Here is a 19,352-nt window from a genome sequence, read left to right on the forward strand (position 1 = left end):
CCTTTGCGATCACCGAGTGGCGATCTTACGGTGAAGCAGACCTGACCGTGGTCGGTCACCGCGGTCGGTCGACCCCCCACGCCGGAGCCCGCCGGGCTCCCCCCACTCCGGAGGCGCCATGTCACCGCGTTCCCTCGCCCTCGCCACCGCCGCGATATCCCTGACCGCGACGCTGGCCGCCGCGCCCTCGGCGCTCGCCGCGGAGGCGGTCCACCACGACTACCTGGGCAAGGTGACCGCGCGCAGCGGTCTGCTGCTGCGGGACAACCCGACCCGGAGCAGCCGGGTGGTGCGCACCGAGCCGTACGGCAAGGTGGTGCACATCTTCTGCAAGACCCGCGGCCAGAGCGTCGACGGCAACGACCGCTGGTACCAGCTGACGGACGGCACCTGGGCCTGGGGCTCGGCCGCCTACATCGCCAACCTGGGGGCCGCGCCCCGCTGGTGCTGACGGCCCGGAGCCGGGAGGCGTCGGCCCGAGCGGCGGGTCATACGTTGCATAAGCGGATGTACGGGGAGTTTCCGTCCCCGGTTGCTACGTTGCAGCATGACCACGAAGCCGCCCGCCGACGCTCCCCCGCCCGGCGTGCGCCTGCCCCGGCGGCGCGGCGTCGAGCTGTCGCTGCTGGTCTGCGCCGTCCTGATCTCCGTGTACGGCTACGCGGCGGTCGGCCTCGCCAGGACCGGCGCGGTGCCGCACGACGCCAGCCGCTACGGCACCGGCCTGGGCCTGCTGGCCCTGATGGCCCATCTGGCGGTGCGCCTGCGGGCCCCGTTCGCCGACCCGCTGCTGCTGCCCATCGCCGTACTGCTCAACGGCCTCGGCCTGGTGCTCATCTACCGGCTCGACCTGGAGAGCCCCGACGACCAGGCGGCCTCCACCCAGCTGATCTGGTCCTCGCTCGGGGTGGCGCTGTTCACGGCCGCGGTGGTGCTGCTGCGCGACCACCGGCTGCTCCAGCGGTACGCGTACGTCTGCGTGGCCGCGGCGCTCGGCCTGATGATCCTGCCGATCTTCTTCCCCGCGGTGAACGGCGCGAAGATCTGGATCCGGCTCGGCGGCTTCTCGTTCCAGCCCGGTGAGTTCGCCAAGATCCTGCTCGCCGTCTTCTTCGCCGCCTACCTGGCCGCCAACCGCAACGCGCTGGCCCACACCGGCCGCCGGATCTGGCGGCTGCAGCTGCCCGCGGGCCGGGTGCTCGGCCCGATCGTGGCGATCTGGCTGGTCAGCGTGGGGGTGCTGGTCCTGGAGCGGGACCTGGGCACCTCGCTGCTGTTCTTCGGCCTCTTCGTGATCATGCTGTACGTGGCGACCGGGCGGACCGGCTGGATCGCGGTGGGCCTGCTGCTCGCCGGGGTCGGCGCGTTCGCCGTCGGCTCGCTGGAGCCGCACGTGCACGGCCGGGTGGTGGACTGGCTGAACCCCTTCGACACCATCGACCGGGGGCTCGGGCCCAGCCAGCTGGTGCAGTCGCTGTTCGCGTTCGCGGCGGGCGGGATGCTCGGCACCGGCCTCGGACTCGGCCACTCGGTGCTGATCGGGTTCGCCGCCAAGTCCGACTTCATCCTGGCGACGGCGGGCGAGGAGCTGGGCCTGACCGGGCTCACCGCGATCTTCCTGCTGTACGCGCTGCTGGTGGAGCGCGGCTTCCGGACCGGCCTCGCGCTGCGCGACCCCTTCGGGCGGCTGCTCGCGATCGGCCTGGCGTCGATCCTGGCGCTCCAGGTCTTCGTGATCGCGGGCGGGGTGATGGGGCTGATCCCGCTGACCGGCATGGCGATGCCCTTCCTGGCCCAGGGCGGCTCGTCCGTCGTCACCAACTGGATCATCGTGGCGCTGCTCATCCGGATGAGCGACTCCGCCCGCGCCCCGCTGCCCGACACCGCGGAGACCGGGCGGACCGCCCTGGTACGGAAGGACGCGCCGTGACCCGCTACATCCGCCGCGCCGCCGCCTGCTGCCTGCTCCTGCTGGCCGCGCTGCTGGTCAACGCGGCGCGCGTGCAGGTCGTCCAGGCGCCCTCGCTCGACGACAACCCGGCCAACCGGCGCGGGGTGATCGCGCGCTACGCCCAGCCGCGCGGCGACGTCCTGGTGTCGGGCAAGGCGGTGACCGGCTCCAAGGACACCGGCCAGCAGCTGCGCTACGAACGCACCTACACCCGGGGCCCGCTGTACGCGCCGGTGACCGGGTTCTCCTCGCAGGTGTACGGCACCACGCTGCTGGAGGACGCCGAGGACGCGGTGCTCGCCGGGACCAGCCCGCTGCTGTCCGCGATCCCGTTCTGGACCGAGCTCAGCCGGGCCCGCCGGCCCGGCGGGCACGCGGTCACCACGGTGAACTCCTCGATGCAGGAGGCCGCGTTCGAGGGCCTGGCGGGCAAGCGGGGCGCGGTCGCCGCGATCGAGCCCGCGACCGGCAAGGTGCTGGCCCTGGTCTCCAGCCCCTCGTACGACCCCGGGGTGCTCTCCGGCAACGGCGCGTCCGTCACCGACGCCTGGAGGCGGCTGAACGCCTCCGACGCGCAGCCGATGCTCAACCGGGCGATCCGCCAGACCTATCCGCCCGGCTCCACCTTCAAGGTCGTCACCGCGGCGGCGGCTCTGGACGCCGGGGTGGTCACCGACCCGGAGGCGCCCACCGACACCCCGGACCCCTATCCGCTGCCGGGCACCCTGCGGACCCTGCCCAACGAGGCGACGGGCTGCGAGAACGCCTCCCTCGCGTACGCGATCCAGTGGTCCTGCAACACCGTGATGGCCAAGCTCGGGGTGCGGGTGGGGCTGCACGGCATGCTGGACGCGGTCGGCCGGTTCGGCTGGAACGACACCGGGCTGCGCATCCCGTCCCGGGTGGTGAAGTCCAACTTCGACACCCGGATGAGCCCCGACCAGGTGGCGATGTCCTCCATCGGGCAGTTCGACACCACGGCGACGCCGCTGCAGATGGCGATGGTCGCGGCGGCCGTCGCCAACGGCGGCGACCTGCGCTACCCCTACCTGGTGGACCGCACGACCACCAAGGGCGGCGAGACCCTGGAGAGCGCCCACCAGACCTCCTACCAGCAGGCGATGAACCCGGCGACGGCGCAGCAGCTCCAGCAGATGATGGTGAAGGTGGTGGAGGAGGGCACCGGCAAGAACGCCCGGATCGACGGCGCCACGGTCGGCGGCAAGACCGGGACCGCGCAGAACGGCGTGGGCAACGCCGGTACGCCGTACGCCTGGTTCATCGCCTACGCCCAGGCCGACGGCTCCCCGCTGCCGGCGGTCGCGGTCGCGGTGGTGGTGGAGGACGCCGAGGCGAACCGCGCGGACGTCAGCGGCGGCGGCAACGCGGCCCCGATCGCCCGCGCGGTCATGGAAGCAGCCCTCCGGGGGTGACCGGAGGGGCCCTCGGGCTCAGGCCCGGGCTTCAGGCCTGGGCGATGGTTTCCTCGACCTCGGCGACCCGGGCCGCCTCCTCGGCCGCGAAGCGGTCGCGGTCGAGCTGCTCGGCGATCTCCTCGTCCTGGGTCATCAGCAGGTCCAGGTTGGAGTCGCCGAGGTCGAAGACGCCCATGTCGACGTAGGCCTTCTGCAGGCGCTCGCCCCACAGGCCGATGTCCTTGACGCACGGCACGATCCGGCTGAACAGCAGCTTGCGGAAGAGGTGCAGGAACTCGGACTGCTCCGAGTACTCCTCCGCCTCCTTCCTCGGGATGCCGAAGTTCTCCAGGACCTCGATGCCGCGCAGCCGGTCGCGCATCAGGTAGCAGCCCTCGATCACGAACTCCTCGCGCTCGCGCAGTTCGGCGTCGGTCAGCTGCTTGTAGTAGTCGCGCAGGGCCATCCGCCCGAAGGCCACGTGCCGGGCCTCGTCCTGCATCACGTACGCCAGGATCTGCTTGGGCAGCGGCTTGTCGGTGGTGTCGCGGATCATGCCGAAGGCGGCCAGCGCCAGGCCCTCGATGAGGACCTGCATGCCCAGGTAGGGCATGTCCCAGCGGGAGTCGCGCAGGGTGTCGCCGAGCAGGCCCTGGAGGTTGTCGTTGATCGGGTAGAGCATCCCGATCTTCTCGTGCAGGAACCGCCCGTAGACCTCGGCGTGCCGGGCCTCGTCCATGGTCTGGGTCGCGGAGTAGAACTTGGCGTCCAGGTCGGGCACCGACTCCACGATCCGGGCGGCGCAGATCATCGCCCCCTGCTCGCCGTGCAGGAACTGGCTGAACTGCCAGGAGGCGTAGTGCCTGCGCAGGTCGGCCTTGTCCTTCTCGGTCATCTTCGCCCAGTGGCGGGTGCCGTAGAGGGTGAGCACGTCGTCGGGCGTGCCCAGCGGGTCGTACGGGTCCACTTCCAGGTCCCAGTCGATCCGCTTGGCCCCGTCCCACTGCTTGTCCTTGCCCTTCTGGTAGAGGGCGAGGAGACGGTCGCGCCCGTCGTCGTAGTCCCAGTTGAAGCGGGCCGCGCCGGTGGCGGGCACCTGCCAGATGGGCTCGGAGGGCGGCTGCGAGTAGAGGTCGTGCGTGGACACCGGCGGCTCCTTCAAACCTCGGGCGCGTCACGTGGGTCCCCGAAAGTCCCATGCGGGGACGGTAATTGGCAGGCTCACACGTTGGTATAACGCCCGTCAACAAGTCGCGCGCGGGGGATTGACGGCCTTGCTGACAGGCAGTCTCATAAGGGACAGGAGAAGTGACCGCCGGTAACTCACTGACGAGGTGCCCCGCATGACCACCCTGACCGAGCCCGACTTCACGGCGCTGCGTGACGCCCTCGGCCCCCTCCGCGACCGCGAGCAGGTCGCGCTCCGGCTGCTGGAGTCCTCCGCCAAGCACTCCTTCGACCCGGACGAGGAGCTGGACTGGGACGCCCCCGAGGAGGAGGGCAAGTGGTACTGGCCGCCGGAGCTGGTCTCCCTCTACGACACCCCGCTGTGGCGGCGGATGTCCGAGGAGCAGCGCATGGATCTGGCCCGGCACGAGGCCGCCTCGCTCGCCTCGCTGGGCATCTGGTTCGAGATCATCCTGATGCAGCTGCTGGTGCGCCACGTCTACGACAAGTCCGTGACCAGCCAGCACGTCCGCTACGCGCTCACCGAGATCGCCGACGAGTGCCGCCACTCCATGATGTTCGCGCGGATGATCCAGAAGGGCGGGGCGCCCACCTACCCCGTACCGCGCGTCTACCACAACCTCGCGCGCGTCCTGAAGACCGTCTCCACCACCCCCGGCTCCTTCGCCGCGACGCTGCTCGGCGAGGAGGTCCTGGACTGGATGCAGCGGCTCACCTTCCCCGACGAGCGGGTGCAGACGCTGGTGCGCGGAGTGACCCGCATCCACGTCGTGGAGGAGGCCCGCCACGTGCGCTACGCCCGCGAGGAGCTGCGCCGCCAGATGGTCACCGCGCCGCGCTGGGAGCAGGAGTTCACCCGGATCAGCTGCGGCCAGGCCGCCCGCGTCTTCGCCGACTGCTTCGTCAACCCCAGGGTGTACGAGAACGTGGGCCTGGACCGCCGCGAGGCCGTCGCCCAGGTCAGGGAGAGCGGCCACCGGCGCGAGGTGATGCAGTCCGGCGCCCGGCGGCTGACCGACTTCCTCGACGACATCGGCGTGCTGCGCGGCCCCGGCCGGCGGCTGTGGCGCTCCTCGGGCCTGCTCGCCTGAGCCGCCGCCCCGCGCCCCCGCCGGAGGACCCGCACCGGTCCGGTACGCCCCGGTGAGCACGGGGTTACGCTGCGGGCATGACCACTCCCGCCTACCGCAGGCTCAGCGTCGCCGAGCGCCGCGCCCAGCTCCTGGCCGCGGCGCTCACGCTCTTCGCGCACCGGGCCCCGGAAGAGGTCTCGCTGGACGACGTCGCCGAGGCCGCCGGGGTGTCGCGGCCGCTGGTGTACCGCTACTTCCCGGGCGGCAAGCAGCAGTTGTACGAGGCCGCGCTGCGCTCGGCGGCCGACCAGCTGGAGGTCTGCTTCGCCGAACCGGCCGCCGGGGCGCCCACCGAGCGCCTCGGCCGGGTCATCGACCGCTACCTGCGCTTCGTGGACGAGCACGACGCCGGGTTCTCGGCGCTGCTGCGCGGCGGCAGCGTCGCCGGGACCTCCCGCACCAGCGCCATCGTCGACGAGGTGCGCCGGGCGGGCGCCGAGCAGATCCTGGTGCACCTGGGCGTCGGCGAGCCGGGACCCCGGATGCGGATGATGGTGCGCACCTGGATCGCCGCCGTCGAGGCCGCCTCGCTGATCTGGCTGGACGAGAGCGAGGGCGGCGCCAAGCAGCCGCCCGCCGAGGAGCTGCGGGACTGGCTGGTGGACCACCTGACGGCGCTGCTGACCGCCACCTCGGCGACCGACGAGCAGACCGCGCGGGCGGTGCGGGCGCTGATCGCGCAGGAGCGGCCGGACGGTCCGGTGGGCCGGCTGGCCCGCCAGGTGATCCCCCTCGTGAGCGAGGCCGCCCACCTCATATGAGACTGGACGCATGAGGAGCGAGAACACCCCCTTCCGCGGCGGCCCGCTGGACGGCCGCGTGCTGCCCGTCCTGACCGGCCCGACCGGGCACCCGCCCAAGTGGTACACGGTGCCGGTGCCCGCCGCCGACGGGGGCCCGCCGACCGTGTACGCGTACCAGCGCGTCCCGGCCGGACACTCCAGGCGCCTGGGCATCCAGCGCGGCTGGACGTACGAGTACGCGCCCGGCGGCAGGGAGCGGCGCGAGATCCGGTGGCCCTGGTCCAAGCCGAAGCCGACCCCATAAGATCGACGGTCACGACCGTGCCGGGGGATACCGAGGGGGACCCATGGGGCCGCTGGAGCAGTCAGACCCGCGTGAGATCGGGCCGTACACGGCCGTCGCGCGGCTGCGCGAGACGGCGAGCGCCGTGCGCTACCTCGCCCGCGACGCGCGCGGCAACCCCGCGGTGCTCACCGTGCCCCGGCCCGAGCTGGCGTCCCTGCCCGCCTTCCGGCGGCGCTTCCAGGCCGAGGCCCGCACCGCCGAACGCCTCGCGGGCGGCTGGGTGCCGGCCCCGCTCGCCTCGCGCCCGGAGTGGACGGCGTACCCCTACACCCCCTCGGTGCCGCTGGACCGGGCCGTCGCGCTGGCCGGGCCGCTGCCCGAGCGGGCGGTACGGATACTGGGCGCCGGCCTCGCCGAGATCCTCTCCCGGCTCCACGCGACGGGCGCGGTGCTGCACGGGCTGACCCCGCAGACCGTGGAACTGGCCGCCGACGGACCGCGGTTGACGGCGTTCGGGGCACTGGGCGCGGCGGCCTCCGCCCAGGCGGGCCCGGACGGGCAGCTGTCGGTGCGGCTGGGCTACCTCACGCCGGAGCAGGTGGCGGGCGAGCGGCCGGGCACCGCCTCGGACCTGTTCGTGCTCGGGCTGCTGCTGGCGCACGCGGCGACGGGCACGGCCCCGCTGGGCGACGAGGCGTCCATCGCCCACGACGAGCCCGAACTCGCCTCCGTGCCCAAGGGGTTGCGCCCCCTGGTGGCCCGCTGCCTGTCCAAGGACCCGGCGGCCCGCCCGTCCGCGGGCACGGCGGCGGCGGACCTGGCGCTGGAGGGCGCGGCGGCCCTGGCCCGCGACGGCTGGCTGCCGGAGCCGGTGCTGAAGGAGCTGGCCCGGGAGGAGGCGCAGGCGAGGGCGGCGCTGGCGGCGGTCGCGGCGGTCGCGGGTGGCGGTGCGGCGCCCGGGGCGCGGGGGCCCCAGGGCGTTGCCGATGCCCCGGCAACTCCGCTTCCCCCGGCGCCTGTTGCCGCAGCAGCACTCCCCCCGGCGGCACTCCCGGCGGCGAGGGCGGAGGCGGCACCCTCGGACGCGCCGCTCCCCGTGGTCGCGAGCACGGACGCGGGCATGGGCGCGGGCGCGGGCGCGAGCACGGGAACGATCACGCCCCCCGGACCCGACCGCGCCACCACCCAGTTCGGCACCGGGCCCGCGGGGCCCACCGGGGCCGACGACCACCGCACCACCCGGCTGGCCCGGATCAAGAGCGCGCTCAGCGGCGGCGACCGCACCACCACGCAGCTCGTCCTGCCCCCCGAGGAGCCGCGACGGCCCGCGCCGCCGGTCACCTCGGTGGCGCTGCCCGCACTGCCCCCGGGCCCCTCCCCCGCACCCGCCCCGGCCACCAAGTCCCCGGCCCTGGACCGGCGTTCACTGCTCGTGGGCGGCGGGGTCGCGCTGCTCGTCGGCGGGGTGCTCGGCTTCGCCCTGGCCCCCGACGGCGACGCGCCCGCGCCCAAGGCAGCGCCCAAGGCCCCGGCGCCGAAGCCGGTGGCGGGGCTCGCCCCGGCGCCCTCCTGGGTCTACCGGCACCCCGGGCCCGCCGCGGCGGCCCTGGTGGGCGACCGGCTGCTGGTGCTCACCGACTCCTCGGGCACCTCCGGCGTGGACCTCGGCTCGGGCCGCCGGACCTGGGCACAGCGGGACGCGGCGTCCGCGTACGCGGCGCTGCCCGCGGGCGACGGCTCGGTGTTCGTGGTGGGCGAGCGGGAGTTCCTCTGGCTCTCGCCGGCCGGCGGCAAGGTGGTGCGCCGGGCGCCGAACCCGGGCGTGACGGGGGTGGCGGGGCAGGCGGGCCCGGTCGTGTGGTGCTCGGCCCCGGGCGTGCTCATCGCGTACGACACCGCGCGGGGCAAGGAGCTGTGGCGGGCCGCGGTGCCCCGGGGCACGTACGAGCTGGTCGCGGTGCGCGCCGCCGACGTGGTGCTGCGCCAGGACGCGGGCACCCTGGCGCCCGCGCAGGTCGCGGCGGCCAAGGGGCGCGGGGTGTTCCAGGCGTTCGACCGCAGCTCGGGGAAGGTCCTGTGGACCCGCCAGTTCGGCACCGTCTCCCCCACCGCGCCGGCGGCCGGGGACGCCGAGGGGCGGCTGTACGCGGCGGCGGGCGGCGACCTGTACGCCTTCGCCACCACCACCGCGGCGCAGACCTGGCGCCAGCCGAGCAGCACCACCGCGCCGTTCGGGCGCCCGCTGGTGGCGGGGCCCGCGCTGTACGCGCTGCACGGCGGGCAGACGCTGTACGCCGTGGAGTCGGCGGGCGGCGCGCTGCGCTGGAAGCGGACCACCGAGGCGCCGCCCGCGCCGACGGGCGCCCCGGCCGCCTCGCTGGCCCTCGCCCCGGGCGGCGCGACGCTGTTCGTGGCGGACACCACGCAGGTCACGGCGTTCGGCGCGGCCGACGGCAAGCGGCTGTGGAAGTTCCAGGACGCGGGCGTACGGGACGCGGGGCGGGCGGAGACGGCCCCGGAGCCGTACCGGGTGCTGGCCACGAAGGCCACGGCCGTGGTCGGCCGGGGCGCCGCGTACTACGCGCTGCCGCTGGGCTGACGGCGCCGCGCGGGCGGAGGGAAGCGCTCCGCCCGCACGGGTGGAAGCCTTGGGCCGAACCGACCACTCGTCAGGTGGTCGTACCGGGACCGCCCCATCATCGGCGCCGTGGGCCGCGCCCGGCCCGCCCCAGGCGGAGGTGATGGAGTGTCAGGAAGGTTGCTGCGTACGGTGTGTACGGCGGCCCTGGTCGCCGTGACGACGGTGGCCGCGGTCCCGGCCGCGGCCGAGCCGGTACCGGACCCGGCGGCGACGGCGGGAACAGATCCGTGGGCGACGGCGGGGACGGACCCGGCAGCGGCCCTACCGGACCCGGCAGCGGCGGTGGGGACGGCCCCCTCGGCTGCCGCACCGGACCCGGCGGCGGCCCTGGAAACGCCGCTCCCCGAGCCCACCACGGTCCCCGAGATGCTGACGGCGCTGCGCACCCTCTTCCAGGAGGCGGAGGAGGCGACGGAGGCGTACAACGCGGCGGCCCAGGAGCTGAAGAAGCAGACGGCACAGACGCACAAGGCCAACGGGCAGCTGAACCGGGCCCGCACGGCGCTGGAGCGCAGCCGGGGGGCGGTCGGCCGGCTGGCCCGGGAGCAGTACCAGGGGCGCACGGAGTTCTCCTCGGTGCTGCGGGTGCTGCTGGCGCACGACCCGCAGAGCGCCATGGACCAGCGGCACCTGATGGACCGTGAGTCCCGGGAGCGGCTGGCCGCGCTGGCCCGCCTGGAGCGCGGCGAGAAGCGGGCGGACCAGCTGGCGTCCACGTCCCGCAAGGCGCTGGACCGCACCCAGAACCTGGCCGCGAAGGAGCGGGTGCGCCGGGACGCCGTGCAGCAGCGGCTGCGGCGGGTCGAACAGCTCCTGGCCTCGCTCTCGACGCAGGAGCTGTCGCAGGTGGCGGCGCTGGAGCGCAAGGACACGGCGCGCGCCCAGGACCAGCTGCTCTCCTCCGGGGTCCTGGACGGCGTCCGCAACCCGTCGCAGGAGGGCGGCGCGGCACTGCGGTACGCGCTGGAGCAGGTCGGCAAGCCGTACGTGTGGGGGGCCGAGGGCCCGCAGGCGTACGACTGCTCCGGGCTGACGTCACGGGCCTGGCAGCGCGCGGGCCGGGCGATCCCGCGCACCAGCCAGGAGCAGTGGGCGACGCTCCCCCACGTGCCGCTGCGCTCACTGCGCCCCGGGGACCTGGTCGTCTACTACCCGAAGGCCACGCACGTGGCGATGTACCTGGGCGACGGAATGGTGGTGCAGGCGCCGCGCCCGGGCTCCCGCGTGAAGGTCTCCCCGATCGCGGCGAACCCCCTGCTGGGCGCGGTCCGCCCGGACCCGACGGCGGGCCCACTGTCGTCCTACCGGGCCCCGGCGCTCCCGACGCTCCCGAGGACGGCTCCGGGGGACGACGCGGGGTTCGACGCGGTGTAGGGCGTGGCGCCCGGGGCCCCGCCGCTCCTGCTCAGGCGCCAAGGTCCTTCACGTACTCCGCGAAGGACACGGACCGCTCGACGGCGACGCGCCTCCACTCCCGGTACGGGGCCAGGTCACCGTCGAACGTCGCGCGGTCGATCTGCGTCCCGTCCGGCCGGAAGTTCAGGTGTACGAGCCTGGCGTCGTCGAACATCCACCAGTCCCGGCCGGTGAGCGGAAGGCCGTGGTCGTCGTGCGTGACGTCGAGGACGCGGATGTCCTCCCCGGCCGCGATGTTCCCGGGGATGCCCCAGGCGAACTGGTAGCGCTGGTAGTCCGTCAACGGCTGCCGCACGATGCGCACGCGCCCGATGGTGCGCCCGGTGGCCTTGTACGTGCGTACGTCCCGGTGCCAGCCGGCATTGTGCGCCTCCGGCTTCGGCTCGCCCCGGAGGAACCGCGCGATGTTCTCCTGCTCGGACGGCATGGTGTAGGTGGGCTGGGCTTCGAAGCGCCACGCGTCGTGAGTGAAGGAGTCGAAGTACCGGCCCCATTCGTCACCATCCAAGAGCACGAACGGCCTCCTTCAGAACGCTCTCGGGAATACAGACGAGGGCCTCGCCAGCTGGCGGCTGGAACGTTGTGTCGCTGTCGCCCTGGACAACGATGGAGCCGTCAGGGGACCTGTACACGTTGGGGCAGTCTTTGTTGTCGCAGTTGCCGGTACCACTGCCGGTAAGGCGGGTCAGTTCCTCACGAGCCATGATCAAACCCCCTCGTTCCGGCCCGCTGCGGACCTCGCCGCTGTTGCGGGAAAGGCTGGCCCGGACGTACTCGGGTGTGGCGAGCAGTCCCGTCACCATGGTGGGCAGGAAGAACCTGAACTCTGTTGTTACTGCTTCTTGTCGAGACCGCGCTTGCGGGACGACCAGTCGTCTTCCCATGCGGTATTGGCCGAGCGAACGATGGCCAGTATTTCCTGAGCGAGCTCACGACTGGTCCGCAGCGCTTCTAGGATGATCTCGACGTCGACAATGTTCGGAGTGAGCTTCCGGCTCTCGATGTTGCTGATCTTGGTTTGCGACATGTTGCAGCGCCGAGCGAGCGCGGTCTGGCTGAGACCGGCTCGCTTGCGCTCCGTACGCAACGCTTCGGCCAGGTCGGATCTGGACTGTCCCAGCCGCTCAGGCTCAAGTGTCAAGATCCTTCACGTACTCCTCGAAGGGCACGGACCCGGCTACGGCGATTCGCTGGTATTCCACGAACGGTGCAACGTCACCCTCATGGACTTCCCGACTGATCTGCCTTCCGTCGGGGTGGTAGTTCATGTGGACCACCTCGGAGTGGTCGAACATCCAGAAGTCCCCGACGCCTTCCAGCGGATTGGGTCTGCCGGTCACGTCCATGATGCGGATGTCTTCACCGGCCAGAGCATGGGCGAAGTAATACTGGTGGAATTCGAAACGCAGGTACTCGGAAAGCGGGCGCGTGACGATGTGAACGCGCCCTTGCACACGTCCCTCCGACGCCTGCCGTCGCAACCGTTCGGTGTACTCGTTCGCTACGGTGCGGGGGTCGACTCGTGCGCCGTCGCGCCAAGCCTGGATCTCTTCGGCCTCCTGCGGCATGAGGTACTGCGGCAGGGTCTCAAGTCGCCACGCTTCACGGGTGAAGCTCTCGAAGCGCGCGGCCCACTCCTCACCAGCCAAGAGCACGGAGCGCCTCCTTCAACGTCTCCTCGGAGATCTCGACGAGTCCTTGTCCGTCAGAGGCCGGTTCCGCTGCCGGTAAGGCGGATCAGTTCCTCACGAGCCATGATGCCCCTCGGTCCGGCCTGCTGCGGACCGGTCGCGAGGACGTTACGAGCCGGGGCAGTTGGGCGTCCATGCGCCGACGCCAATATTGGCGTAGTCGGGTAGAACTCGTGGTCCCGGCAGTCGCGGCGCCGCTCCACCACCCGAGGCCAGGCAGTCCCCGCCCCGCCACTTCCCGAAAGCCTCCGGCGGCGGGGGGAACGGCGCAGCTGGTGCGGGCAGCGAACCAGCGGGGCTTCGCCCCGGCACCCCACACGAGGTACACCGGTCCTGCGGAGGGCACAGCAGCATCCACCCCAACTGCCGGAGGTTTTGGGGAAAGGGCGGGAAAGGGCCTGCCCCAGCCTTGGCCGCCACACGGGCCCGGTCCGTCGCGGCCGCGAGCACCCAGCGGAACCGCAACCCTCGATCCGGCCCGCCCCACGACCACAGGCCCACAACGCACACGCGAAGAACTGGCCGCGAAGAGCACCGCCCCGCGGGGGCTTCGCCCCCAGCACCCCCAGCGGGGCTGCCGCCCCCGCACCCCGCGACTACCTGACCAACAAGCCCTGGACGAGGCACGCCTGGCCGGTCCCAGGCGCACTGCGGCAGCACCGCCGCACAGCCCTTCACCACCCCGCAGGCTCACCCCGCACGAGGCACGCCGGGTGAGGCCATCGGGCCCAGTACAAACCACCCGGCCCTCAGCCCAGGCCAAGCCCAAGCCTCCTGGCCCCCCGCAAACCACCCGGCCGCCAGCCCAGGCTCCGGGCCGCGCAAGCCTCTCGGCCCTCGGCCCCAGTGCAAACCCAGGCCCGGCGCAAGCCCCCCAGCCTCCAGCCCGAGCCCGAACCCGAGCCCGCCCGTCTCAGTCCCCCAACCCCGCCAAGTACGCCCCCGCCTTCTCCGGGTCGTAGAAGAACCCCTCGAAGTCCGACGGGTCGTCGAAGCCGTTCGCGATGCGGTCCGCCACCGCCGGGACCTCCCCCGCCGCGCCGAACAGGTTCAGCACGTGCTCCGGCGGGGCGCCCAGCATCGCCGTCGTCCACTTGGTGACGTGGCGTGCTGTGTCCCAGTAGCGCTCGAACGTGGCCCCCATCCACTCCTCGTCGAACGGCTTGTCGCCGCGTTCGACGATCGAGTCCAGGTAGGAAGCCGCGCACTTGGCCGCCGAGTTGGAGCCCTGGCCCGTGATCGGGTCGTTGGCGACGACCACGTCGGCGACGCCGAGCACCGCGCCGCCGCCGGGCAGCCGGCCGATCGGGTTGCGGACCGTGGGCGCGTAGCGGCCCGCCAGGGTGCCGCCCGCGTCGGTGAGTTCGACCCGGGTGGCGCGCGCGTACTCCCAGGGCGTGAAGCGCTCCATCAGTTCCAGGGTCAGCGACAGGTGCTCGGCCGGGTCCTTGATCCCGCGGAACGCGTCGAGCGGGCCGCCCGGCACACCCTCCCAGAACAGGATGTCGGCCCGGCCCGAGGTGGTGAGCGTCGGCATGACGAACAGCTCGCCCACCCCCGGCACCACGTTGCACCGCACCGCGTCGAACTCCGGGTGCTCCGGGCGCGGGCCCATGCCGTGCACGTACGCGACCGCCAGCGCGCGCTGCGGCTCGGTGTGCACCGAGCGGCTCGCGTCGCGGCCGAACATCGACACCAGCTCGCCCTTGCCCGCGGCCACGAGCACCAGGTCGTAGGCGCGGGCGAAGTAGTCGAGGTCGGAGACGGCGGCGCCGTGGATGACGAGCTGGCCGCCGCGCTGCGCGAAGGTCTCCATCCAGCCCGCCATCTTCACCCGCTGGTCGACGGACTGCGCGTACCCGCGCAGCCGCCCCACCCAGTCGATGGGCCGCGAGGAGTCGGGCCCGGCGATCGAGACGCCGACGCCTTCGATGCGCGGGGCCTGGGTCTCCCAGAAGTTGATGCCGAGGTCGCGCTCGTGCTGGAGCGCGGTGTGGAACATGCACTGCGTCGACATGACCCGGCCGGACCGGATCTCGTCCGCGGTGCGGTTGGACATCAGGGTGACCTCGTAGCCGCGCGCCTGGAGGCCGAGGGCGAGCTGGAGGCCGGACTGGCCGGCCCCCACGATGAGTATCTTCCGCATGGCGGTGGTGTCTTTCGGTGAGGTGTGCGGGGACGGGGGTGGGGGGTGGCCGGGAGTGGGGGTGGCCCGGCGCCCGCCTGGCCGGCTGTGCGGGGGGGGGCGCCGATCTTCCGGGGCGGCCGCTATTCCGGCGTGGCGTCCAGCGCGTGCCCCACCAGGGACAGCAAGGTCTCCACCACGGTGAACCGCTTGCGCGCGTCCATGATCACCACCGGTACGTCCGGGGCCACGGACAGCGCCTCGCGCACGTCCTCGGCCTCGAAGCGCTCGGTGCCCTCGAAGTGGTTGACCGCGACGACGTACGGCAGTCCGCAGCTCTCGAAGTAGTCCAGGGCCGGGAAGCAGTCGGCCAGGCGCCGGGTGTCGGCCATCACGACCGCGCCGATCGCCCCGCGCACCAGGTCGTCCCACATGAACCAGAACCGCTGCTGGCCGGGCGTGCCGAAGACGTACAGCACCAGGTCGTCGTCGAGCGTGAGCCGACCGAAGTCCATGGCGACGGTGGTGGTCAGCTTGTCGGGCGTGCCCGACAGGTCGTCGCTGTCCTCGCTGGCCTGCGTCATCAGCGCCTCGGTGCGCAGCGGCGCGATCTCCGAGACGGCGCCGACGAAGGTCGTCTTGCCGACGCCGAAGCCGCCCGCGACGACGACCTTGGTGGCCACCGGCGCCCGGGTGTGGTCCAGCTCCCAGGGCTGCAGGACCTCCTGGGTGGCGGCCCCGGGCTGGGCCGGTACGGCGGCGCCGAGCGGGTCCGCGGCGCGGGGGTCGCGGAGGCCGGGGTCGGAGACGTCAGAGACGGCGGAGTCCACTGAGCACCCTTTCGAGCAGTGCGCGGTCGGGGCGGCCCTCTCCGTGGCCGGTCCCGTAGACGCGGATCTTCCCCTGGTCGGCCAGGTCGCTGAGCAGCACCCGGACCACGCCGAGCGGCATGCGCAGCAGCGCCGAGATCTCGGCGACGGTGCGCATGCGGCGGCAGAGCTCGACGATGGCGCGCAGTTCGGGCATCACCCGGGAGGCGAGCGCGCCGCCGGTCAGCTCGCGCCGCTCGGGCGGTGCTTCGAGGGCGGGCGCGCTGGAGACGAACGTCTCGACGAGCAGCACGTGGCCGAACCGGGTGCGGCCGCCGGTCAGGGAGTACGGACGGACCCGGGCGGGCCTGCGGCCCTCGCCGCGCACCGGGAGCCTGTGGGTGGCGGACGTCACCGGTCGTTCCCCTCCATCGACTTGCGCAGCTCGCTGCGGAGTTCGGGGGTCAGAACGTGTCCGGCCCGGCCCACGAAGAGCGCCATGTGGTAGGCGATGACGCTCATGTCGCAGTCGGGGGCGGCGTGCACGCCGAGCAGCGAGCCGTCGCTGATGGACGTGACGAAGACGCTGCCCTGCTCCATCGCGACCATGGTCTGCTTGACCTCGCCGCCGTCCATCAGCCGGGCGGCGCCGATGGTCAGGCTGGCGATGCCCGAGACGATGGTGGCGAGGTCGGCGCTGGAGCCGCGCGGCCCGTCGGGGCGGCCGTCGGCCGGGCCGACGCGCCGCTCGGGGTCCGAGGACAGCAGGAGCAGCCCGTCGGAGGAGACCACGGCCACCGAGACGACGCCGGGCACCTCCTCCACGAGGTTCCCCAGCAGCCAGTGGAGGTTGCGGGCCTCGCTGCTCAGTCCGAATGTGCCGGTCGCAGTCAACTGCGTGCCTCCTCGGCTGTCTCCCCCGACGTCTGAGTGGTGGTGGATCCCCCGGACCGCGTGTTCCCCGCTTCGCGCTCGGCGACGCGGCGGCCGTCCTCGGCGCCCCGCTGGAAGCCGCCGAGCTTGCGGCGCAGGGCCTCGGCGTCGACGCCCCCGCGCCTCTGTACGGGGGCGGCGGCGGGCCGGACGTTCTTCGGGGTGCGCTTGGGCAGCCCCTTGTCGGTGGTGCGCGGCGGCTCCTGCCCGGGTTCGGCGGGCCGCTCGTGCACGGGCTCGGCCACGGAAGCGGCCTCTTCCCGTACGGGTTCGTCGCCCACGGGTTCGTGGCGTACGGATTCGTCGCGTACGAGTTCATCGCGTACGAGTTCGTCGCGTACGGGTCCGTGGCCCGCGGGCTCTTCCGGTACGGGTGCGGGCGCGGGCTCGTCCCGTACGGACCCGGGCTCGTCCCGTACGGCCGACGGCTCGGGCTCCGGCGCGGGTGCGGGCCGCTCCTCGGCGGACGGCGCCGGGAAACGGAACTGGAGCGTGGTCTCGCTCTCCGACTCGCCGCGCGTACGGGCGGGCAGCGCGTTGGAGTTGGCCTCGGCGACCGACCCCGGCAGGTTCAGCGCGGGCGGCGCGCCCGGCACCGTGACGACCGGCGGCAGCAGCGTGGTGGGCGGGGCGGCCGGGAGCAGCGCCTTGGGCAGGACGAGCACGGCGGCCACGCCGCCCTGCTGCTGCTCCCTCAGCTGCACCCGGACCCCGTGGCGCGCGGCGAGCAGGGCGGTGACCCGGATGCCCAGGCCCTCGCCCCCGTGGTCGTCCGGGTCGGGGTCGGCGAGCCGGGCGTTGAGCTCGGCCAGCCGCTCGGCGGCCATCCCTATGCCGTCGTCGGCCAGCGTGACCATCACCTCGCCGCCCTCCAGGAGCCAGCCGGAGATGCGGACCTTGGAGTCGGGCGGGGAGAACGAGGTGGCGTTCTCCAGGAGTTCGGCGATCAGGTGGCTCAGGTCGTCGGCGGCGAACCCGGCCACGTGGGCGTGCGGCGGCAGCGACTCGATGGCCACCCGCTCGTACCGCTCGATCTCGCTGACGGCGGCGCGCAGCACGTCGACCAGCGGTACGGGCCCGGGGTGGCCGTGCACGTGCTCGTGGCCGGCCAGGACGAGCAGGTTCTCGCTGTGGCGGCGCATGACGGTGGCCAGGTGGTCGAGCTTGAAGAGGGTGGCCAGGCGCTCCGGGTCCTGCTCCTTCTCCTCCAGCCGCTCGATGACGCCCAGCTGGCGCTCGACCAGGCCGAGGGTGCGCAGCGAGAGGTTGACGAAGGTGTGGTGGACGGTGTGCCGCAGCCGCTCCACCTCGGTGGCCAGTTGCCCGGTGCGTTCGCGCGCCTGCCGTGCCTGCTCGGCGAGTTCGGCGGCGAGCGCCTCGCGGGCCCCGGCCTGGTCGTCGCGATCGGCGTCGAGGCTCTCGGCCCGGGCCGACAGGTCGCGCAGCTTGCCGTGCAGCGTGTTGAGGGACCGTACGACCTGGGCGAACTCGTCGTTGCGGCCGGTGAAGCGCACCGGCTCCTCGGCCTCGGGCTCCGCGGCGAGCCGGGCGGCGCCGAGCCGGAGCACGGCGAGCGGGCGGGTGAGGGTGCGGGCGACGGCGGTGGAGACGCCGATGGCCACGAGCAGGCAGCCGCCGAGCAGGGCGATGCGCAGCTCCAGGCCGGTGACGTCGTCGTCGCGGAGCTTGGCGGCCTGGGTGACCTGGCCGGAGGCGAGGGCGGCCTCGACGCCGCGCATCTGCTCGATGCGGGCGGAGAGCGCGGTGTTGAGCCGGGCCGGGTCGGTGTCGCGCTCGCCGGAGCTGAGCCGGGGCTGGTCGGTGAGCCTGGCCAGGTACCCCTCGGCGGTCTTGATCTCGGGCCCGCTGAGCGTGCCGGAGAGCGAGGAGCGGGCCGCCGGGGAGGCGGCCTGGTCGAAGTCGGCGAGGGCGGCGAGCTCGCGCACCCGGGTCTGCTGGGCGAGGGCGGTGGCGGCGTCGCGGAGCCGGCCGGGGCTGGACCCGCGGACCTCGCCGTCCTGCCCGGAACCGTTCTGCCCGGAACCGTCCTGCCCAGCCCCGTCCTGCCCGGAACCCTCCTGCCCGGAACCGTCCTGGCCGCCGTCGTCGCCGGAGCGGGCGCTGAGCGCGGCGAGGAGCAGTCCGCGGGTGGCGGAGGCCTGTTCGACGGCGATGCCGAGGGCGGCGGGGGCGCGGCCGGACTCGGCGACGCCCGCCGGGTTGCGCTCGGCGAGGTCGGCGGCGACGGCCTGGAGGGCGACGATGACGGCGGAGTACGCGCGGTGCGCCTCCAGGGCCGAGCCCTCGCCGGTCAGGGCGGTGCGGCGCAGGGTGGGCACCTTGGCCAGCTCGCGGCGCAGGGCGTCGGGGGCGGCGGCGCGGACCTCCTCGACCTGGCGGTCCACGCGCGCGGTGGCGGAGGCGTCGAGACCCTTGCCGGTACGGCCGGAGGCCACGTACCGCACGACGGTGTCGCGCTCGTCGGCGAGGGAGTGCGCGAGGGAGACGGCCTGCCGGTCGAGCTCGGCGAGCGTGACCAGGTTCTGGGCGTCGTTGAGTTCGGCGGAGGCGGCGAGCACGGCGGGCGCGCCCGCGGCCACCACGGTCAGCCCGACGAGGGCGACGCCCACGACGAGCCGGCTGCGGACCCGCACGCTGCGGCCCCCCGGAGCCTGAGGGTCGCCGGGAGTGTCACTGCGCTTCTGCACCGGTGCTCGCAATCTCGACTCGTCCGCCCTGGAGGCAGAGGTGACGACCGGTCACTCACGCAGTCACACACGTCACTGACGAAAGCACCTCCAGCCGCCTGCCCCTGATACGGCTTCAGACCATTCCAGCGGATTTGGGAGGGAGGCGCGAATCGGCTGCTCCGCCACCTGAACGAGTGAACATCACTCCGGAGTTGGCGAACAACTCACCGGTGAGCGGCCCGTGGGGCGCCGTGGGACGCGGGCTGGAACTTCCGTCGCGGCTTTGGCAGGATGCCCGCCCGCAGCTCCACGGAGCCTTCGATTCCGGGCC

The 19,352-nt window shown here is 73.4% G+C and carries 18 protein-coding genes; 8 read left to right on the top strand and 10 right to left on the bottom strand.

Annotated elements, in window-relative coordinates:
* The first annotated feature begins 118 nt into the window (after nucleotides 1-118).
* From ABT160_RS32435 to ABT160_RS32445, 3 genes are all read left to right on the top strand, one after another.
* Nucleotides 119-451: an SH3 domain-containing protein gene (locus tag ABT160_RS32435; RefSeq protein ID WP_351651509.1), complete on the top strand. Its 333-nt coding sequence runs from the start codon at nucleotides 119-121 to the stop codon at nucleotides 449-451.
* 96 nt (nucleotides 452-547) lie between these two features.
* Nucleotides 548-1,930: an FtsW/RodA/SpoVE family cell cycle protein gene (locus ABT160_RS32440; RefSeq protein WP_351651510.1), complete on the top strand. Its 1,383-nt coding sequence runs from the start codon at nucleotides 548-550 to the stop codon at nucleotides 1,928-1,930.
* A complete protein-coding gene (locus tag ABT160_RS32445) occupies nucleotides 1,927-3,384 on the top strand; it encodes a penicillin-binding transpeptidase domain-containing protein (protein ID WP_351651511.1) in 1,458 nt (485 codons plus the stop codon). The genes ABT160_RS32440 and ABT160_RS32445 overlap by 4 nt, the downstream gene beginning before the upstream one ends.
* 31 nt (nucleotides 3,385-3,415) lie before the next feature.
* Here the strand turns inward: ABT160_RS32445 and ABT160_RS32450 are convergent, their stop codons facing one another.
* A complete protein-coding gene (locus ABT160_RS32450; protein ID WP_351651512.1) occupies nucleotides 3,416-4,513 on the bottom strand; it encodes a ferritin-like domain-containing protein in 1,098 nt (365 codons plus the stop codon).
* A gap of 196 nt (nucleotides 4,514-4,709) precedes the next feature.
* Between ABT160_RS32450 and ABT160_RS32455 the strand changes: the two genes are divergently transcribed.
* The 5 genes from ABT160_RS32455 (at nucleotide 4,710) to ABT160_RS32475 (ending at nucleotide 10,731) form a co-directional block, all read left to right on the top strand.
* Nucleotides 4,710-5,645: an AurF N-oxygenase family protein gene (locus tag ABT160_RS32455; protein WP_351651513.1), complete on the top strand. Its 936-nt coding sequence runs from the start codon at nucleotides 4,710-4,712 to the stop codon at nucleotides 5,643-5,645.
* Nucleotides 5,646-5,722: 77 nt separating this feature from the next.
* On the top strand, nucleotides 5,723-6,448 hold the full coding sequence (locus ABT160_RS32460; protein WP_351651514.1) for a TetR/AcrR family transcriptional regulator: 726 nt from the start codon (nucleotides 5,723-5,725) through the stop codon (nucleotides 6,446-6,448).
* 10 nt (nucleotides 6,449-6,458) lie between these two features.
* Nucleotides 6,459-6,734 carry a DUF8847 domain-containing protein gene (locus ABT160_RS32465; RefSeq protein ID WP_351651515.1) on the top strand — a complete coding sequence of 92 codons (276 nt, stop codon included), beginning with the start codon at nucleotides 6,459-6,461 and terminating at the stop codon, nucleotides 6,732-6,734.
* A gap of 43 nt (nucleotides 6,735-6,777) precedes the next feature.
* On the top strand, nucleotides 6,778-9,315 hold the full coding sequence (locus ABT160_RS32470; RefSeq protein ID WP_351651516.1) for an outer membrane protein assembly factor BamB family protein: 2,538 nt from the start codon (nucleotides 6,778-6,780) through the stop codon (nucleotides 9,313-9,315).
* 159 nt (nucleotides 9,316-9,474) lie between these two features.
* Nucleotides 9,475-10,731: a C40 family peptidase gene (locus ABT160_RS32475; protein ID WP_351651517.1), complete on the top strand. Its 1,257-nt coding sequence runs from the start codon at nucleotides 9,475-9,477 to the stop codon at nucleotides 10,729-10,731.
* A 31-nt stretch (nucleotides 10,732-10,762) separates the two neighbouring features.
* Here ABT160_RS32475 and ABT160_RS32480 read toward each other — a convergent pair whose 3' ends face one another.
* The 9 genes from ABT160_RS32480 to ABT160_RS32520 form a co-directional block, all read right to left on the bottom strand.
* Nucleotides 10,763-11,287: a DUF6879 family protein gene (locus ABT160_RS32480; RefSeq protein ID WP_351651518.1), complete on the bottom strand. Its 525-nt coding sequence runs from the start codon at nucleotides 11,285-11,287 to the stop codon at nucleotides 10,763-10,765.
* The gene (locus tag ABT160_RS32485; RefSeq protein ID WP_351651536.1) at nucleotides 11,271-11,477 is read right to left on the bottom strand and encodes a hypothetical protein; all 207 of its coding nucleotides are present in this window, start codon (nucleotides 11,475-11,477) and stop codon (nucleotides 11,271-11,273) included. The genes ABT160_RS32480 and ABT160_RS32485 overlap by 17 nt, the downstream gene beginning before the upstream one ends.
* A 128-nt stretch (nucleotides 11,478-11,605) precedes the next feature.
* Complete coding sequence (locus tag ABT160_RS32490) at nucleotides 11,606-11,914, bottom strand: helix-turn-helix domain-containing protein (RefSeq protein WP_351651519.1); 309 nt, start codon at nucleotides 11,912-11,914, stop codon at nucleotides 11,606-11,608.
* Nucleotides 11,904-12,428, bottom strand: a complete 525-nt coding sequence (locus ABT160_RS32495; RefSeq protein WP_351651520.1) for a DUF6879 family protein — start codon at nucleotides 12,426-12,428, stop codon at nucleotides 11,904-11,906. The genes ABT160_RS32490 and ABT160_RS32495 overlap by 11 nt, the downstream gene beginning before the upstream one ends.
* A 949-nt stretch (nucleotides 12,429-13,377) precedes the next feature.
* Complete coding sequence (locus ABT160_RS32500; RefSeq protein WP_351651521.1) at nucleotides 13,378-14,610, bottom strand: styrene monooxygenase/indole monooxygenase family protein; 1,233 nt, start codon at nucleotides 14,608-14,610, stop codon at nucleotides 13,378-13,380.
* Nucleotides 14,611-14,732: 122 nt separating this feature from the next.
* Complete coding sequence (locus tag ABT160_RS32505; RefSeq protein ID WP_502984338.1) at nucleotides 14,733-15,419, bottom strand: GTP-binding protein; 687 nt, start codon at nucleotides 15,417-15,419, stop codon at nucleotides 14,733-14,735.
* Nucleotides 15,400-15,813 carry a DUF742 domain-containing protein gene (locus ABT160_RS32510; protein WP_351651522.1) on the bottom strand — a complete coding sequence of 138 codons (414 nt, stop codon included), beginning with the start codon at nucleotides 15,811-15,813 and terminating at the stop codon, nucleotides 15,400-15,402. The genes ABT160_RS32505 and ABT160_RS32510 overlap by 20 nt, the downstream gene beginning before the upstream one ends.
* Nucleotides 15,810-16,292 (bottom strand): roadblock/LC7 domain-containing protein, encoded by a 483-nt coding sequence (locus tag ABT160_RS32515; RefSeq protein WP_351651523.1) that lies wholly within the window; start codon nucleotides 16,290-16,292, stop codon nucleotides 15,810-15,812. Before ABT160_RS32515 ends, ABT160_RS32510 begins: the two co-directional genes overlap by 4 nt.
* Nucleotides 16,289-19,051, bottom strand: a complete 2,763-nt coding sequence (locus ABT160_RS32520) for a sensor histidine kinase (RefSeq protein ID WP_502984339.1) — start codon at nucleotides 19,049-19,051, stop codon at nucleotides 16,289-16,291. Before ABT160_RS32520 ends, ABT160_RS32515 begins: the two co-directional genes overlap by 4 nt.
* Between the last annotated feature and the right edge of the window lie 301 nt (nucleotides 19,052-19,352).

It is taken from the genome of Streptomyces sp. NPDC001941 (assembly GCF_040296945.1).
GTDB lineage: Bacteria > Actinomycetota > Actinomycetes > Streptomycetales > Streptomycetaceae > Streptomyces.

Coding starts and splice junctions, on each gene's coding strand:
- ABT160_RS32435 (WP_351651509.1), top strand. CDS start 119: ATGTCACCGCGTTCCCTCGCCCTCGCCACCGCCGCGATATCCCTGACC.
- ABT160_RS32440 (WP_351651510.1), top strand. CDS start 548: ATGACCACGAAGCCGCCCGCCGACGCTCCCCCGCCCGGCGTGCGCCTG.
- ABT160_RS32455 (WP_351651513.1), top strand. CDS start 4,710: ATGACCACCCTGACCGAGCCCGACTTCACGGCGCTGCGTGACGCCCTC.
- ABT160_RS32460 (WP_351651514.1), top strand. CDS start 5,723: ATGACCACTCCCGCCTACCGCAGGCTCAGCGTCGCCGAGCGCCGCGCC.
- ABT160_RS32465 (WP_351651515.1), top strand. CDS start 6,459: ATGAGGAGCGAGAACACCCCCTTCCGCGGCGGCCCGCTGGACGGCCGC.
- ABT160_RS32470 (WP_351651516.1), top strand. CDS start 6,778: ATGGGGCCGCTGGAGCAGTCAGACCCGCGTGAGATCGGGCCGTACACG.
- ABT160_RS32485 (WP_351651536.1), bottom strand. CDS start 11,477: ATGGCTCGTGAGGAACTGACCCGCCTTACCGGCAGTGGTACCGGCAAC.
- ABT160_RS32500 (WP_351651521.1), bottom strand. CDS start 14,610: ATGCGGAAGATACTCATCGTGGGGGCCGGCCAGTCCGGCCTCCAGCTC.